The sequence below is a fragment of the Gracilibacillus xinjiangensis genome (assembly GCF_042651765.1).
GTDB lineage: Bacteria > Bacillota > Bacilli > Bacillales > Amphibacillaceae > Gracilibacillus > Gracilibacillus xinjiangensis.
Map to the genome: position 1 here is coordinate 490825 of NZ_JBHSDT010000004.1, position 17405 is coordinate 508229.

Here is a 17405-nt window from a genome sequence, read left to right on the forward strand (position 1 = left end):
TTACTTCTTTAGAAAGAGGAGGATCATTGATGGAGCTTAAAGGTTTGCATCACGTATCTGCCATAACAGCCAATGCGAAAAATAATTATGATTTTTATACCCAGATATTAGGATTGCGTTTAGTCAAGAAATCTGTCAATCAAGATGATACGAGCATGTATCATCTGTTCTATGCAGATGAAATAGGAAGACCAGGAACTGATTTAACGTTTTTTGAGATAGTGGGTGCAGGGCATACGTATCCAGGGAACAACAGTATCTCCGCTACCTCATTAAGGGTGCCTGATGATGATGCATTAGTCTATTGGATAGATCGCTTTAATGAAATGGATGTAGAAAACAACGGAATAGAAGAACAATTTGGGAGAAAAGTAATTCATTTTAAAGATCATGAGGACCAACGACTAGTTCTTGTTTCCGATCAAACGAATGAGGGTGTCGCAGGTGGGATTCCTTGGTCTAATAGTGTTGTGCCAAGAGACATGGGAATTACAGGACTTGGACCAGTGAAATTAACCGTTCCTGATTTAGAACCAACTGAGCGGATTTTAACAGGTGTGCTGAGCTTTCGTAAAACAGGAGAATACACTTCACCTGTAACAGACATGCCAAAGATTCAAGTATATACAACAGGAAAAGGTGGGACTGGTGCAGAGTTACATGTGGAAGTTCGGCCACACTTACAAAAAGAGCGTCCGGGCAGAGGCAGTGTCCATCATGTTGCATTAAGAGTAGAAGATGAAGTGGAATTAAATGAATGGAAAAAGCGTATCAGTCAAGAACGCTTACCAAACTCAGGGGTTGTTGATCGCTATTACTTCAAGTCATTATACTTCAGAGAACCTAATGGTATTCTTATTGAATTGGCAACAGATGGTCCAGGGTTTGCCACAGATGAAGATATCGAACATTTAGGTGAACAAATTGCTTTACCACCATTTTTAGAGCGTGATCGGGAAGAAATTGAAGCAAAATTAAAACCATTAGACACAAAAGAGAAATAGTATAGGAAGAAGAGAAATGGTTTGTTCTCTGTATTTTAGCACCTTCTTTATCCAGGTGCTTTTATTTTTGGGAAAATCATAAATGACACAGTGGTCTTACTGCCGAACTCCTTTTTCCTTCGCATTGCAAAAATGTATTAATTACGAAAAAAAGTATAATTGTCAAAACTATGTGGATTAGTTAGAGTGTAATGTAAGCGCTATCTAATTTGGGAACGAGGAGGTATTTATTTAAATGGAAGAAATTGCATCAGGTAAAAAGGATCCACGAGTGCGTGAATATATAACACCGAAAAATATTTTGTGGAAAACAGATAGTAATCAGTCGAGAATAGATAATGAACAATTACTGTTAGAGGATAGAGAGTCACAGGTATTAATTACGCCAGAGAAGCCCGTTGTAATGAGCCATGAGGGCAGTTCACCGGCAATCCTTTTAGATTTTGGTGTTGAACTGCATGGAGGTATTCAATTAGCGGTGTGGAACATTGTAAAATCTGGTGAACTAATAAAAAGTGCGAAGGTAAGAGTGCGGTTTGGTGAATCTGCAATGGAGGCAATGAGTGATATTGGGGGGAATACTAATGCTACCAATGATCATGCAATGAGAGACCAAATCGTTGATATAAGTTTTCTGGGAATGAATGAAATTGGCAATACAGGCTTTCGTTTTGTAAGAATTGATTTACTGGAATCTGATTGCTTTATCCAGATTAATACAATCAAGGCTATCTTTATTCATAGGGACTTAGAATTTCAAGGCTCTTTTCACAGCGATGATAAGCTTTTGAATCAGATTTGGCAGACAGGTGCCTATACAGTTTATCTAAATATGCAGGAATACCTTTGGGATGGGATTAAACGAGACCGAATGGTATGGATTGGTGATATGCATCCTGAAGTATCAACAATACAGGCTGTTTTTGGAAACCATCAGATTGTTCCAGAGAGTTTAGATTATGTAAGGGACCGCACACCATTACCGCAGTGGATGAATACATTTCCCAGTTACTCTGCGTGGTGGATTATTATTCAACATGATTGGTTTATGTATACAGGTAATGTAGATTATCTAAAGGAACAGAAGAGTTATTTAATCCGTTTGTTGGACCAAATGGGGGAACATATCGATAAGGACGGCCGTAATACAATGCCAAACCCATTTCTTGATTGGCCCTCTGTACATAATGAAGAGGGTGTTGCAGCAGGTGTTCATGCATTATATGTACTAGCAATCAAAAAAGGTGCCTTTTTATGTGATTATTTGGAAGAAACAGAGGCAAGTCAACGTTGTCATCTCTATTTAGCTAATTTAATGAAAAGAAAGGTATACCATGGAAAGAGCAAACAAGCAGCAGCAGTGTTGGCTCTTGCAAATATCATTGATCCAGAAAAAGCGAGTCAGGAAGTGATTGCTGTTGACGGGGCGAAAGGGATGTCTACATTTTATGGCTATTATATCTTATTAGCGAAAGCAATGGCAGGAGAGATGACTGAAACGCTCCGAATGATAAGGGAATATTGGGGCGGAATGCTGCAGCTCGGTGCGACAACATTCTGGGAAGATTTTAATATGGAATGGCTCAACAATGCAGCGAGAATAGATCAACTGACACCAAAGAACAAGATTGATGTCCATGGTACTTATGGCGATCATTGCTATGCAGGTTATCGTCACAGTTTATGTCATGGCTGGGCATCCGGCCCAACGGCTTGGCTTTCGCGTTACGTGTTAGGAATTAAAATAGTCACTCCTGGCTGTAAGGAGATAAAAATTGATCCATCGCTTGGAGATTTACAATGGGTGGAGGGAACTTTCCCTACACCCTATGGAGCAATCGATGTAAAGCATGAAAGGCAATCAGATGGCAAGATAAAATCAACCATCGAAGCGCCTGATGAAGTACACATTTTAAGGTAAGGGAGATGGGAAAATGGGAAAGGGTAAAGTATGGCCGCCGGAATGGAAAAAGTTTAATGACAGGATTACCGGAATACCAACCATTCAGTTAACCAATTACACTGGGCACAGTCATCATTTTTATTTTACGGAAGATGGCTGGTATGATAACGATCGTAAATTGTTATTTTGTTCGGACCGAAATAATAAAACGGATTTATTTAGTGTGGATACAGAAACAGGTGTGATCACCCAGCTAACTGATCATCAGAAAACATATGGGAGTCTGAATCCATGTCTGCACCCGGATCAGAAGATGGTTTATTTTCGTAGAGATGATCAAATCATATCATTAGATTTAATAACACTGGAAGAGCAGACAATCTATGAAAAACCGAGCGCACTGCTTGGCGGAAATTTAAACTGTACGGCAGATGGCAAATATTTAGTTACCTGTCAAAGAGAGAATATGTCGGATAGAGTTTATACTGATCTAGGTAATGGCTATATCGGCCATCGAGAGTTAATGGAGGCAAGGCCGGAATCTGCCATTATTAAAATAGACTTAGCAACAAAAGAAATGGTAGAAGTTTTCCGGGAAAATAACTTTATTACACATATTAACACATCACCTATAAGACCTGAGTTAATTACATTTTGTCATGAAGGTCCTTGGCAATTAGTTGATCATCGCATCTGGGGACTTAATCTGGAAACAGGTGAAGCATGGAAAATCCGTGTAAGAAAAGAAGAGCAAGAGATGGTTGGTCATGAATACTGGTATCAAGATGGAGAAACAATCGGATATCATGGATTTAGGAAGGATCGTACAGGATTCTTTGGCAAAATTAAATATGATAATACAGAGGAAGAAGAAGTCGAATTTGATTTTGTTAATTGGCATGCCTTCTCCAATGATTTTAACAAAGTGGTTGTAGATGGTCGTGCGCCAATAGAACATATTGTTATCTGGTATAAGAAAAACGGCTTTTTCTCACATCCGAAAGTGTTATGTGAACATCGTTGCAGTTTTCATACCCAAAAAGTCCATGCACATCCGAGATTTACTTCAGATGGATCTAAACTGGTCTACACAAGTGACCGGAATGGATATGCTAATATCTATTTAGTAGAAGTTCCTAAAAGTGCCCGAGATTTACCGGACTTTGTTAAGTAAGAAAATCCTCCTCTGGCTATGCTATAATATATCAATAGCTAAAGGAGGATTTTTTATGTCTTTTATACCAAAAGCATTATGTCTGGATATGGATGGTACATTGTTAAATAATCACAATAAAATAACGGAAAGAACACTTGATATTATTGAAGAAATTAGAAATAAGGGGATCAAAGTTTTTATAGTTACAGGTCGTTCTTTAGAAGAGATATATGATGCAGTACCAGGGGAGATAAAATTAGATGGGGTAGTGACAGCAAATGGAATGATAACACATGTCAATGGGAAGAGAGTGTTAGAACATGAATTATCCCGTTCCGTTGTGGCAAAAGTAATTGAATCTGCGAGCGCTCATCATATATATTATGAAGTACACCCGAACGATGGACGAAGACTAGCCTTTGAACAGGATAAAGCCTATATGACAGAAATGATTGATAGTAAGAAACCGGAAGAAGTAGGAATAAATGAATGGATAGATCGTGAAACAGCTATTCATGAGAATGATATCGAATGGATTACAGAATTACCTAGCCAAAAATATTCGAAAATTTACTGTTTTAGTCCTAGTCATGAGACAATGAAACATTGGATCAGAGAGTTAGAAGCGATGAAAAAAGAAGAAGATTTTACTACATCTTCCTCATCTTATCATAATGTTGAAGTCATGGTGGCAGGAGTGAATAAAGCGACAGGTATTAAAGCATTGCTTGATTTATATGATATTAAATCAGACGAAACAATGGCTATTGGCGATAGCAATAATGATTTGCCAATGATGCGATTTGTCGGATATCCTGTAGCAATGAAAAACGGAACGGATCAAATGAAAGAAATAGTGAAAGAAATAACGAGCTATTCTAATGATGAAGAAGGAGTATATCATTACTTAGCCGAATATTTCTCTTTAAAGGGGAATTAAGTAAGGAACTTTCCTTGCTTGATTTCTTTGTTTGTTTTGGGCATATGTTATGTTAAAATAAACAGAAACAAAAATAAACAAAAGTCGAAGTTTTTTTGAAAAGGTGGGCTGTTTCATGTTAGTAGCGGAAAGACACCAACGCATTGTAGAAGAAGTAAATAAAAGAAAGAGCGTACGGGTATCAGAACTAGCAGCACTCTTCTCAGTAACAGATGAAACAATCAGAAGAGATTTGGAGAAATTAGAAAAAGAAAAGAAACTGGCACGCAGTCACGGTGGAGCCGTTAGTATAAAACCAATTGCTGACGAGCTGGAGATATCTTTTCACGAACGGGAAATTATACATATTGAAGAAAAGAAACAAATAGCTAAGGAAGCAGTTAAACATATTGTAGAATCCGACAAAATTTTATTAGATGCAAGTACGACTGCATGGTATGTTGCGCAAAACTTGCCAAATATTCCAATAACGGTATTAACTAATTCAGTAAATGTTGTGCTGGAACTCAGCAAAAAACAACACATAACGGTCATATCAACAGGTGGTACTTTGCTTGCACGCTCCTTGTCGTATGTTGGTCCATTAGCAGAAAGATCACTTGATTTATATCATGTAAATAAAGCTTTTCTCTCTTGTAAAGGGATCCACCTGGAGCGGGGAATTAGTGAGTCAAATGAACAACAAGCCCGCGTAAAGCAAAAGATGATAGAGATTGCAGACACAACCTATATTCTCGCAGACCATTACAAATTTCATACACAGGCATTTGCTCATGTAGCTGAGTTGGGACGAATTGAACGTATTATTACAGATTGCGAAGTATCTGATCAAGATGTAGAGCAATTAAAAGAGTTTGGATTACAAATAATGAAAGCAGGATAATGAGGTGCTCGTTTCTAAAATGGTAATAGGATAATTGCGGCCCACGAAGGGAAAGTAAGCATCAAGTATAGACCGTCTATGTGTGGATAAACTAAGCTTTGATTAAGTTTTCTTAACGAATCTGGAAGGAGGTTTATCCCATGAAGACAGTTAGAGATGTTATGACAGAAGATGTAGCAAGCTGCCGTATAGATGATTCCATTGCAATGGTTGCCCAATTAATGAAAGATAAGAACATTGGTGCTGTCCCTATTTGTGAAAATAGTCAAGATTTGCTTGGAATGGTAACAGACCGTGATTTAGTTATAAGAGGTTATGCGGAAAATAGAGATGCTGCAACACCTGTTAAAGAAGTAATGAGTGGCCAATTGTATAAAGTACAACCTGAAGCTACATTACAGGAAGCAAGTCAAATGATGGCCGATTATAAAATTAGGCGCTTACCTGTAGTAAATCAGGGGAAATTAATTGGTATGCTGTCATTAGGTGACTTATCATTAGACCAAATGTCAGATCAAGCTGCAGGAAGAGCGTTAGAAGAGATTTCTGAACATACAGATATTATCCATTAATTAGCGGAAAAAACGAACTAGCCCAACCTAGTTCGTTTTTTCCATCAGTGTTTTCTGTTTCAACTCGATTCTTTGGAATGCATGATAACATGTACCCATAATAATAAATGTGATGAAACTCCCGCTAAAAAAGATGATCGTCCCTGGAATTGAATTGCATGATATATAAAATGACAAACATACCTGCAACCATTGATATATTATGGAGCGGATGCAATAGCATAACAAAGAATGATTTTTTCCAAATATCGATAAACTTAATATTATAATGAACGAATGTTGGGAATACATAAAAAATCGTTAACATAATCGCAATCATAAATACGTATAAAGGTATTTTAATAATATCGTGAAATCCACCTTGAAATAACATAATATATTGATAATTGACGTAGAAAATAAAGCTGATACTGATAATGACTAAACCAAAGAGATTGCTTTTGAAAAATTCTTTTTTATAGTGACCCAGATACTTGAAAAGACAGGTTTGTCGATATTCCCCATAATCCATTGCCTAACTAATGCAAACATAGCAGCAGTAGCAGGAAAGAAACCGAACACTACCAGCCCCAGCAAACTAAATCCAATCCATAGCAGATTAACATAGGCAAATCGTGAAATCCATTCCGCAGCAGTAAATAATAAACTTCGCATAAGTGTAACCTCTTTCATAATTTTCTAATGTTATTTTAGCCCAGATTAACTGGAAAAACGTTGACTAGTCACAACAATTAAGCTTACGATAGTAGGAAAAATAAGTGGAGGGAACAAAATGTCTCAAGCGAGAAAAAATGTTCGGAAAGTTTTAGCCGGAAGTGACCATGCAAATATTGTGATTAAAAATGGTACCATTATTAATGTAATGACGAGAGAAATGCAGCAAAATATGGATGTTGCCATTATTGATAATCGTATTGCCTATATTGGGGATGCAAGTAAGCTGGTTGGAGAAGAAACAGAAATAATTGATGCGACAGGAAAATATATTGCTCCAGGCTTGATGGACGGACATATGCATGTAGAGAGTACCATGCTTTCTGTAACAGAATTTGCTAAAGCAGCATTAGTAAAAGGAACAACAGCTGTTTTTATGGATCCACACGAAATTGCTAACGTATTGGGAACCGAAGGAGTTCGTTTAATGCATGAGGAAGGAAAGCAATTGCCACTGAAAGTCTTCACAACCTTTCCGTCATGTGTGCCGGCAACAAACAATCTTGAAGATGCAGGCGCTTCTTTAGGTGTGAAAGATATTGAGTCAGGGCTGGAATGGGATGGAGTTGTTGGTTTAGGGGAGGTAATGAATTTCCCTGGTGTTGTATATGATGACCCGAAGATGATTGGAGAGATTGAGGCAACCATTCGAGCGGGAAAAACAGTGACAGGACATTTCCCTGATGGAACTAGTGAGATGCTGCAGGCATATATAGCATCAGGTGTTGATTCATGTCATGAGACAGTTACAAGGGAACAAGGATTAGAAAAAGCAAGACTTGGGATGCATATCATGATTCGTGAAGGATCCGCATGGCATGATGTGAAAGAAGTTATTAAAATTATTACAGAAGACGGCATTGACCCGTCCAATGTTTCATTAGTAACAGATGATGTATATCCCCAGACACTTGTGGATAAAGGACAGCTGAATCATGTTATTCGAAGAGCGATGGAAGAAGGGGTCGATCCAGTAACAGCAATTCAAATGGGGACAATTAATGTAGCAAGATATTTTCATATGGATAAAGAACTTGGCAGCATTACGCCAGGTAAATTAGCAGATATCATTATATTAAGTGATTTAGAGAAGGTAGAAGCAGAGACAGTTTTAACGAATGGTAAAATTATCGTACATAATAAAAAATTAGTTGCCCACATGCCAGAATATACTTATCCACAATTTGCGCTGGATACTGTAAAACTTAAGCGTCCCTTAGTTGCTGAAGACTTTTTATTCACAACTTCTGTGGATAAGTGTGTGGATATCAATGGAATCAGGATTATTGAAAATAGTGCAAGGACAGAGAAAATGACAGCAACTTTAGAGGTGACTAATGGTGTGATTCAGCCAAATCTTGAGCAGGACATTGTCAGACTTGCATGTATTGATCGACATCATCAGTCTGGCCAAATCTCGCTATCTTTTGCACAAGGATTTCAAATAAAGTCAGGAGCTGTCGCCTCAACTGTAGCACATGATAGCCACAACCTGTTAGTAATGGGGATAGATCCTGAAGATATGATGCTTGCTGCAAATACACTGGCAGAATCTGGCGGCGGGATGGTTGTTGTGGATGATGGAAAGATCTTGGCACATGTTCCCATGCCTATTGCGGGTCTAATGTCTAATCAGCCATTAGAAAAAGTAGTAGAGCAAGTACATCAATTAGAAAAGGCATGGCAAGAGATTGGTTGTCCAATCCATGCACCATTTATGACATTTTCCTTAATTGCCTTACCAGTTATACCAGAAGTCCGCATTTCTAATCGTGGCCTAGTTGATGTGACAAAATTTGAATTGATTGATGTAATAAGAGGATAATCGAGATGCTCCTATGTCGTTTACATGGGGGCATCGCTTTATGTTGACTCAAGGTTTGTTGAGGAATAAAATGTTAATATAATGATGGAAAGGATGTGTTCTATTGATCTATAAGGAAAGGCGAAAGTCAAGTGAATTGCTAATGTTAGAAGCATTATTTGTACGAAATGGTTTATCGGAGAAGGATAGCCAGTACTTTAGAGGATTGGAAAAGGGGTATCAAGGAGAATTACTGTTTGATTCCTGGATGGAAAAGCTGACCAGTGATTGTCTGGTTATAAATGATCTTTTGTTAAAGCAAAAAAATAACCATTTCCAAATTGATACGATTCTGCTGCTGGCCGGGAAAATCATTTTGTTTGAGATCAAGAATTATGAAGGTGATCATTTTTATGAAGCAGATCATCTATACCGGATATCCAAAGAGGAAAGAAACAATCCATTACTTCAATTAGAAAAAAGTGAGTCATTACTGCGGCAGCTATTGCAATCATATGATTTTGAGTTCCCTGTTCATAGTTATGTCGTCTTCGTCAATTCAGCGTTCACCATGTATCAAGCCCCACTAAATAAACCCTTCATTTACCCGACTCAAATCAGAAAGTTCCTTCAACAGTTTAACCAAGTTAAATTAACAATCTCAGCCAAAGAACAGCATCTAGCTAAACATTTAACATCACTTCATATCAGTAAGTCCCCCATTTCGCAAGTACCCGAATATGATTTTGATACAATAAAAAAAGGAATAGCGTGCTCTCGATGTAAATCCTTTCACCTTTATACCGATGGGAGAAAATGTATTTGCAAACAATGTAATCAGGCAGAATTTGTGGAGAGTGCTGTATTGCGAAATGTCAAAGAATATAGGCTTTTGTTTCCAGAACGGGAAATTACGACAAATGATATATATGAGTGGTGTAAGATTATTTCTTCTAAACAAAGGATCCAGAGAATTCTTGATAAACATTTCAACAAAGTATTTCTAAGTCGTTTTACTTACTATGAAATAAAGGAAAGGGGAGAGGGTTGCTAGGGAATATACAGTCAAGAGAGCGTCATAGCGTCAAAACTAGTGATTGGCGGGAGAGTTATGCAGTCAAGAGAGCATCATAGCGTCAAAACTAGTGATTGACGGGAGAGTTATGCAGTCAAGAGAGCGTCATAGCGTCAAAACTAGTGATTGACGGGAGAGTTATGCAGTCAAGAGAGCGTCATAGCGTCAAAACTAGTGATTGGCGGGAGAGTTATGCAGTCAAGAGAGCATCATAGCATCAAAACTAGTGATTGGCGGGAGAGTTATGCAGTCAAGAGAGCGTCATAGAGTCAAAACTAGTGATTGGCGGGAGAGTTATGCAGTCAAGAGAGCGCCATAGCGTCAAAACTAGTGATTGGCGGGAGAGTTATGCAGTCAGGAGAGCGTCATAGTATCAAGCCCCAGCCAGGGTCTCAAAAAGGTATGCAGTCGAGAAAGTATCAAAGGCCAAATCATTTGGGAGCCTGGCAAGGTTTTATGCTTTCTTTTAAAAGGTAAGCGGATTCTTTTTTATTCAGCTGGAATGTAAGTATAATGTTACTTGTAGTCAGAACTAATCATAGCAACAGATGAGAAAAATAGAAAAATAAGAGAGGAAGATCGAATGTGAAATACCGTCAATTTGGAAAAACCGAGATGAAAATCAGTGAGCTCAGTTTTGGCACATGGGCAATTGGTGGTGCATGGGGTCAAACAAATGATAAAGAAGCATTAAATGGTTTAGCTCGTGCGATGGATGCTGGTGTTAATTTCTTTGATACAGCGGATGTTTATGGAGATGGGCATAGTGAAGAATTACTTGCGAAAGCGACAAAAGGTAAGGAAAATCAAGTCTACATAGCAACGAAATTTTGTCGTGCTGGTGATATTCACGATCCAGAAACATATTCAGAGAAATCTGTAACAAACTATGTGGAAAATAGCTTGAAACGGCTGGAACGCGACCAGTTAGACCTTATCCAAATCCATTGTCCGCCGATAGAAATCCTCCGTGATGGTCATGTGTTTGAGGTGCTGGATAAATTACAACAACAAGGGAAGATTCGTCATTATGGAGTGAGTGTAGAGACCGTTGAGGAAGGTTTACTATCGATGGAAAACCCAAATGTCGCGGCACTGCAAGTCATTTTTAATATTTTCCGTCAAAAGCCTATAAAGGAGTTATTCCCAATCGCCCAAGAGAAGAATGTTGGTATTCTGGCCAGGGTTCCGCTAGCAAGCGGACTTTTAACAGGGAAGTTCTCAACTAACCATCAATTTGAACAAGATGATCATCGTAACTTTAATAAAGATGGGGAAGCATTTAATGTTGGGGAAACATTCGCAGGACTTCCATTTAAAAAAGGGGTGGAGCTTAGCAAGAAGATAGATTGGATCGCAGAAGGGCGTGGCAATATGACACGAGCTGCATTAAAGTGGATTCTCAGCCATGACAGCATTTCATCGGTCATCCCGGGATTTAAGACAGTTAAACAAGTGGAGGACAATTTAGCAGCAATAGACGTAAAGGAGTTTTCGGCAAATGAACTAGAAGACTTACGTTCATTTTATAAGAATGATGTGCATAAACATATTCGGGGGCCATATTAAGATGAAAATATGGTAAATTTTAAAAAATATATTGCTTTTCAATAAATGAAATTGTATACTTTTAAATGCATTAACAAATAAAGGAAAGGGAGGTCGCGAAAATGAAATTACATCTTAATATCACCAACCATAAATTAAATAAAAGTATTAACGTGACCTTGCCTAAAATAATCATAGATCATCTCTTATGAAGTGGAGAGATAATTTTATAGTTTAGCTGATAAAAAGTCATGATTAGAACGATTGATCGTGGCTTTTCTCTATCTTTTTGAAGATATTTATTTGCTCTTCGATGATAGAATGCTAAACTTCCCATGTTTATAAGCGCATCTGGCCACGGCCGGTTGCGCTTTTTTATATCTAAAAAAATGGAAAGGAGCATGATGAAATGGAAAGGGAAAATCACAGAATATTTTACCTGCTGCTAACACTAATTGAATGTGAGGATAGCTATGATGATGGCTAGCCGGTTTTAAGGAGGAGTAGTTATGTTTACGGTCTTTAGAAAATTATCCTGGTACTTTAAGGAACAGTGGCTTCGCTATATGTTAGCGATTATTGCGCTGACGAGTGCGAGCTTACTGTTTATAATCCCGCCAATGTTAATTGGTAATGTAGTGGATACCATTGCACAGAATGAATTAACGGAACAAAGATTAAGAGAGGTTGTCCTGTTTTTTATTGGATTGATTATTGTGATCTATGTCCTGTCCTTTTATTGGGGGCATACGTTATTCGGCAGAGCAATCTTATTGGAAAGAACAATCCGTTCGAGATTAATGAACCATTTTATGAAAATGACACCAGCTTTTTATGGGCGCTATCGGACAGGTGATCTAATGGCGAGATCAACCAATGATCTAAAGGCATTAGCGACAACTGCTGGATTCGGTATTTTAACATTAGTCGATTCCACTGTGTTTATGGCATTTATAATTGGTGTCATGCTAATCATGATTGATTGGAAATTAACACTGGTTGCCCTTATCCCATTGCCGATTATGGCATTGATCATGCAAAAATACGGGGCAAAAATTCATGAGCGTTTTATGAAGGCACAAGCTCTATTTAGTGAGTTGAACAATAACACATTAGAGTCCATCCAAGGCGTTCGGGTAATAAGAGCATTTGTACAAGAAAAGCAAGATGAACAGCGATTTAATGATAAAGCAGAAGAAGTTTTTCAAAAAAATATCGCTGTAGCCAGACTGGATGCATTGTTTGAACCAACGATCAAAATTTTAGTTGGAATTTCCTATACGATTGGATTAGGTTTTGGTTCCTATCTGGTTATTAAAAGTGATATAACAATTGGCCAATTAGTTACATTCAATGTGTACTTAGGTATGTTAATTTGGCCGATGTTTGCAGTTGGTGAGCTGATTAATGTAATGCAACGCGGAAATGCATCATTAGACAGAATAGAGGATGTGCTCACACAAAAACCAGATGTAGCAGATCCTAAAAAGCCGAAAAATATTAAAGTTCCTTGCAAAATACAGTTTAACAAACTAACTTTTTCTTACCCTGAAACAGAGAAGAAAGCTCTTGCCAATATCAATCTAGATATAACCCGTGGAGAGACCATTGGTATTGTTGGAGTAACGGGGTCTGGGAAAACAACATTAGTCAGACAGTTATTAAGAGAATATCCGGGAGCGAAAGAAGGAAAGTTACTAATTGATAACATTCCCATTGAAGAATTAAAGCTAAGTGTAACGAGAGATTGGATTGGTTATGTACCACAGGATCATATCTTGTTTTCAAAAACGGTGAAAGAAAATATATTATTCGGAAATACCCAAGCTAGTGATGAGGAGATCCATCATATTCTCGAAACAGCCTCACTAAAAGAGGATATTGACAATTTGCCGGAAGGATTAGATACATTAGTTGGCGAAAGTGGTGTGACATTATCTGGTGGCCAGAAACAGAGGGTTTCTTTAGCAAGAGCCTTAATCAAAGATCCGGAAATATTAATCCTTGATGATTCCTTGTCAGCAGTAGATGGAAAAACCGAAGCGAATATTATTGAACATTTAAAGCGGGAACGGGTCAACAAAACAACCATTATCGTTGCCCATCGGTTATCAGCTGTAAAACACGCTGACCAAATTATCGTACTGGAAGATGGAGAAATCTCCGAACACGGCAACCATGAACAATTAATGTGCAACAGAGGTTGGTACTACCATCAATTTATGATTCAACAGATGGAAGGGGGGTTAAAATAATGAAAAAAGCGACAACAGAGAAACGTTTATTCCAATATGCAATGAAATATAAGAAAACAATTATCGTTGGGCTTGTTTGTTTAATGTTTGCTGTCGCGCTTGAATTAAGTGGACCATTTATTGCGAAAAGATTAATTGATCAGCATATTGTAGGTGTTGCGAATCATTATGTTGTAACGGAAGACGGTAATATCGAATTTAATGGACAGTATTACACAAGAGTTGATCGAACAGATGAAAGCTCAGAACAAGTCGTCACCCTCTTCCAAGATGGTATCTCCTTTTATTTGCTGCAAGCTGAAGTGCCATTACAAGCTAAATTAACAGAAGCAGATAATGGGGAGGTCCTGCTTGAATATCAAGAAAACACCATTGCGGCAGCAGGTGAAAAGCTCTCAACAAATGAACTTTCTGTCTTTTTTCAAAAAGAAGTCAAGTCAATAACATGGTTGCTCGTACTGTATATCAGTCTTATCTTAATCGCCTCGGTCTTTGTATACTATAAGACGTATTTGCTGCAATATGCATCCAATCGTATTATTCAAAAAATGCGTCATGATGTGTTCCAGCATATTCAACGATTACCGATTAAATACTTTGTAGACCAGCCAGCGGGGAAAATATTAGCAAGAGTAACTAATGACACGGAAGCGATAAGGGAATTATATGTCAAAGTATTAGAAGTATTTGCTTCAGGCATCATCTATATGTTCGGTATCTTTATTGCATTATTTATCTTAGATGTAAAACTAGCATTGATTAGTTTAGTGTTGATCCCAATTTTATTTGTCTGGATGAAGGTGTATAAGAAAATTGGCGGGAAATATAATCGTATTATTCGTGAAACGAACAGCAATATAAATGCAAACATTAATGAATCGATTCAAGGGATGACAGTTATTCAGGCATACAATCAAACAGAGCGCATGGTAGATGAGTTTGAAGTGCTTAATGAAAAACAGCGTCACTTCCAGACAAAGATGAACACATTCAATGCCTTTTCTTCATTTAATCTAGTTGATTTATTACGCAATGTTGCATTTGTTATTGTTATCATCTATTTTGGCAGCAATGCGCTTGACGGCACTGTAATAGCATCTGCAGGTTTACTTTATGCATTAGTCGATTTATTAACTCGTCTATTTGAACCAGTAAATCAAATTGTTAGTCAGCTGGAACAATTAGAGTTAGCGAGAGCTTCAGGTCAAAGAGTTTTCCATTTGCTGGATGAGAAAGCGGAAGAAATGGATGATAGCCCAATTAACCGATACAAAGGAAAAGTGTCTTTTGAGAAAGTTTCCTTTGCATATAATAAAGAAGACTATGTATTGAAACAGTTAAGCTTCGAGATCCAGCCAGGGGAGACAGCTGCGTTTGTTGGTCATACTGGTTCAGGAAAAAGTACGATCATGAATCTGCTTTTTCGTTTCTATGATCCAACGAAAGGAAGAATCCTTATAGATGACACAGATACAAGAACCTATGCAAAGCAGCAAGTTAGAAAACATATAGGGATTGTGTTACAGGACCCCTTTATCTTTACTGGCACCATCTTATCGAATATTACGATGAACGATCCAGCTATAAGCAGAGAAACCGCAATCGAAGCATTAAAGGCAGTAGGAGCCAATCGTTTCATTGAAAAGCTGCCGAATCAATATGATGAACCTGTGAAAGAAAAAGGGAATGAGTTCTCCACAGGTCAACGCCAATTACTTTCCTTTGCACGTGCCCTTGCGTTTGACCCAGCAATTCTTATTCTTGATGAAGCAACAGCTAACATAGATACAGAAACAGAAGGCATGATTCAAAATGCTTTAAACGTTCTTAAACAAGGCAGGACAACACTCGTCATTGCCCACAGGTTATCCACCATTCAACAAGCAGATCAAATCTTTGTTTTAAAGCATGGGGAAATATTGGAACAAGGAAATCATGAGACACTTCTTGAGGCACAAGGTGAATATTTTAAAATGTACGAAATGCAATTAGGGAAGGATAGAGTTCAAGTATCTTAACAGAATAGGAAAGAAATCGTTCATGTACGATTCCCGCGGGTCATGTTATACTTAATGAAGTATCTTAAGAAAGTGGGAAGTGTCATGCAACGTGGTAGTTTTCAATGGATGAAGTCACTAAATAAAGCGATTATTTTAAATAAAATACGTACTTCTGAACCAATCTCCCGAGCTCAAATTGCGAAGGATACACAACTGACACCACCAACAGTTGGAAGCATTGTGAAGGAGCTGTTAGAACAAGAGTTAATCTTAGAGAGTAAATTAGGAGAGTCACAAGGAGGCAGGAAGCCGACGATGCTTGTATTAAACACGTCAGGCTTCCATATTATCGGGATTGATGTGGGATTAAGCAACATACAGTTTATCGTTTCCGATTTGTCAGGGAAAGTAGTTGAAGAGTCAGAAGAGCATTTAGCCGAAAATGTTACAAAAGAGCAGTTTCTTTCCCTTTTAATAAAAGGTGTGAAACAGTTAATCGATCAACACAGTCAATTAAAATTTATTGGGATTGGAGTAGCCATGCATGGCATTGTGGATACAGATATGGGTGTCTCTATATTTGCACCAAATTTGCAGTTGAGAGATATCCCCATTAAATCACATCTTGAAGAATTTTTTGAGATGGATGTAAAAGTCGAAAATGATGCCAAAGCATTTGCATTAGGAGAAGCATGGTTTCAAGATCGAATTAACCATAAAAGTATGGTTGCTGTTAACATTGGCCGAGGGATAGGTGCAGGGATTGTTATTGGCGGAAAGCTATATAATGGCGAGCATGGGATCGCAGGAGAAATAGGTCACATGATGATTGATATATATGGGAAGAAATGTTCATGTGGAAATCACGGTTGTCTCCAGACATTAGCTTCAGGACCGGCTATCGTGGAACGAACAAAAGAACTTTTGGACAAAGGAGAAGCAAGTATACTTACAAAGTGGATGGATAAGGTAGAATTGACAGCAGAGCTTGTTCATAAAGCAGCACTACATGAAGACTCTCTTGCTGTAAAGATTCTGCATGAAACAGGCGTGTATATCGGGATTGCCTTAACTAACCTTGTTCATATTTACAATCCTAGCAAAATAATTTTAGGTGGGGGCGTATCGAAAGCAGGTGATTTTATTTTAACATCCATGAGAGAGACATTAAGAGAAAGGGCCATATCGGAAAGAGCGCAACAAACATCTATCACAATTTCTGAGTTGGGCCAATATGGTTCTTCTTTAGGTTCAGTAGCATTGATATTAACAGATCTATTTGAACCTAATTTGGAATAAAATCGGCATAAATAGCTGGTCGCACCTACAAAATATATGGGAATGGAACCTGCAGGTAGTATGGATGCAGGTTCCATTTTTCTTTAATCGTAAAAGTGTTGTTAATTATCTATCTATCTTCATTTATTTGTTTTATAATATAGATAGATAATTAAATTAATTTAATAAGGAGGTGACCACTAATTAGAATAAACAGTTCGGCTTCTCTCCGAATATTGATGAAGAAGGCGATTGAATGAAAAGTAATTTAAA

At 37.8% G+C, this 17405-nt stretch carries 14 protein-coding genes; 13 read left to right on the plus strand and 1 reads right to left on the minus strand.

Going from position 1 to position 17405, the window contains the following annotated elements; translation table 11 throughout:
• Positions 1–29: 29 nt before the first annotated feature.
• The 6 genes from ACFOY7_RS06570 to ACFOY7_RS06595 all read left to right on the plus strand — a co-directional run bounded on the left by ACFOY7_RS06570 (position 30) and on the right by ACFOY7_RS06595 (position 6458).
• A complete protein-coding gene (locus ACFOY7_RS06570) occupies positions 30–1004 on the plus strand; it encodes a ring-cleaving dioxygenase (protein ID WP_390250596.1) in 975 nt (324 codons plus the stop codon).
• 235 nt (positions 1005–1239) lie between these two features.
• The gene (locus ACFOY7_RS06575) at positions 1240–2925 is read left to right on the plus strand and encodes an alpha-L-rhamnosidase-related protein (protein ID WP_390250598.1); all 1686 of its coding nucleotides are present in this window, start codon (positions 1240–1242) and stop codon (positions 2923–2925) included.
• A 13-nt stretch (positions 2926–2938) separates the two neighbouring features.
• Positions 2939–4081 (plus strand): oligogalacturonate lyase family protein, encoded by a 1143-nt coding sequence (locus tag ACFOY7_RS06580; RefSeq protein WP_390250600.1) that lies wholly within the window; start codon positions 2939–2941, stop codon positions 4079–4081.
• Positions 4082–4136: 55 nt separating this feature from the next.
• Positions 4137–5003, plus strand: a complete 867-nt coding sequence (locus ACFOY7_RS06585; protein WP_390250602.1) for an HAD family hydrolase — start codon at positions 4137–4139, stop codon at positions 5001–5003.
• Positions 5004–5118: 115 nt separating this feature from the next.
• Positions 5119–5886, plus strand: a complete 768-nt coding sequence (locus ACFOY7_RS06590) for a DeoR/GlpR family DNA-binding transcription regulator (protein WP_390250603.1) — start codon at positions 5119–5121, stop codon at positions 5884–5886.
• Positions 5887–6026: 140 nt separating this feature from the next.
• Positions 6027–6458 (plus strand): CBS domain-containing protein, encoded by a 432-nt coding sequence (locus ACFOY7_RS06595; RefSeq protein ID WP_390250605.1) that lies wholly within the window; start codon positions 6027–6029, stop codon positions 6456–6458.
• A 420-nt stretch (positions 6459–6878) separates the two neighbouring features.
• Here ACFOY7_RS06595 and ACFOY7_RS06600 read toward each other — a convergent pair whose 3' ends face one another.
• Positions 6879–7112, minus strand: a complete 234-nt coding sequence (locus ACFOY7_RS06600) for a YesL family protein (RefSeq protein WP_390250607.1) — start codon at positions 7110–7112, stop codon at positions 6879–6881.
• 118 nt (positions 7113–7230) lie between these two features.
• Between ACFOY7_RS06600 and ade the strand changes: the two genes are divergently transcribed.
• The 7 genes from ade (at position 7231) to ACFOY7_RS06635 (ending at position 17153) form a co-directional block, all read left to right on the plus strand.
• Positions 7231–8997: an adenine deaminase gene (gene ade, locus ACFOY7_RS06605; RefSeq protein WP_390250609.1), complete on the plus strand. Its 1767-nt coding sequence runs from the start codon at positions 7231–7233 to the stop codon at positions 8995–8997.
• Between the two features lie 103 nt (positions 8998–9100).
• Positions 9101–10030, plus strand: a complete 930-nt coding sequence (locus ACFOY7_RS06610; protein WP_390250611.1) for a nuclease-related domain-containing protein — start codon at positions 9101–9103, stop codon at positions 10028–10030.
• Between the two features lie 199 nt (positions 10031–10229).
• A complete protein-coding gene (locus ACFOY7_RS06615) occupies positions 10230–10370 on the plus strand; it encodes a hypothetical protein (RefSeq protein WP_390250613.1) in 141 nt (46 codons plus the stop codon).
• Positions 10371–10636: 266 nt separating this feature from the next.
• Positions 10637–11620 carry an aldo/keto reductase gene (locus ACFOY7_RS06620; RefSeq protein ID WP_390250615.1) on the plus strand — a complete coding sequence of 328 codons (984 nt, stop codon included), beginning with the start codon at positions 10637–10639 and terminating at the stop codon, positions 11618–11620.
• Between the two features lie 488 nt (positions 11621–12108).
• Positions 12109–13854, plus strand: a complete 1746-nt coding sequence (locus ACFOY7_RS06625) for an ABC transporter ATP-binding protein (protein WP_390250617.1) — start codon at positions 12109–12111, stop codon at positions 13852–13854.
• Positions 13854–15872, plus strand: coding sequence for an ABC transporter ATP-binding protein (locus ACFOY7_RS06630; protein ID WP_390250619.1), 2019 nt, complete (start codon positions 13854–13856; stop codon positions 15870–15872). Before ACFOY7_RS06625 ends, ACFOY7_RS06630 begins: the two co-directional genes overlap by 1 nt.
• A gap of 84 nt (positions 15873–15956) precedes the next feature.
• On the plus strand, positions 15957–17153 hold the full coding sequence (locus ACFOY7_RS06635; RefSeq protein WP_390250621.1) for an ROK family protein: 1197 nt from the start codon (positions 15957–15959) through the stop codon (positions 17151–17153).
• Positions 17154–17405: the final 252 nt, after the last annotated feature.

Bases quoted from the DNA above. Each gene is read 5' to 3' on its own strand.
- ACFOY7_RS06630 (WP_390250619.1), top strand. From the start codon at position 13,854: ATGAAAAAAGCGACAACAGAGAAACGTTTATTCCAATATGCAATGAAA.
- ACFOY7_RS06580 (WP_390250600.1), top strand. From the start codon at position 2,939: ATGGGAAAGGGTAAAGTATGGCCGCCGGAATGGAAAAAGTTTAATGAC.
- ACFOY7_RS06595 (WP_390250605.1), top strand. From the start codon at position 6,027: ATGAAGACAGTTAGAGATGTTATGACAGAAGATGTAGCAAGCTGCCGT.
- ACFOY7_RS06600 (WP_390250607.1), bottom strand. From the start codon at position 7,112: ATGCGAAGTTTATTATTTACTGCTGCGGAATGGATTTCACGATTTGCC.
- ade (WP_390250609.1), top strand. From the start codon at position 7,231: ATGTCTCAAGCGAGAAAAAATGTTCGGAAAGTTTTAGCCGGAAGTGAC.
- ACFOY7_RS06575 (WP_390250598.1), top strand. From the start codon at position 1,240: ATGGAAGAAATTGCATCAGGTAAAAAGGATCCACGAGTGCGTGAATAT.
- ACFOY7_RS06625 (WP_390250617.1), top strand. From the start codon at position 12,109: ATGTTTACGGTCTTTAGAAAATTATCCTGGTACTTTAAGGAACAGTGG.
- ACFOY7_RS06635 (WP_390250621.1), top strand. From the start codon at position 15,957: ATGCAACGTGGTAGTTTTCAATGGATGAAGTCACTAAATAAAGCGATT.
- ACFOY7_RS06590 (WP_390250603.1), top strand. From the start codon at position 5,119: ATGTTAGTAGCGGAAAGACACCAACGCATTGTAGAAGAAGTAAATAAA.
- ACFOY7_RS06570 (WP_390250596.1), top strand. From the start codon at position 30: ATGGAGCTTAAAGGTTTGCATCACGTATCTGCCATAACAGCCAATGCG.
- ACFOY7_RS06585 (WP_390250602.1), top strand. From the start codon at position 4,137: ATGTCTTTTATACCAAAAGCATTATGTCTGGATATGGATGGTACATTG.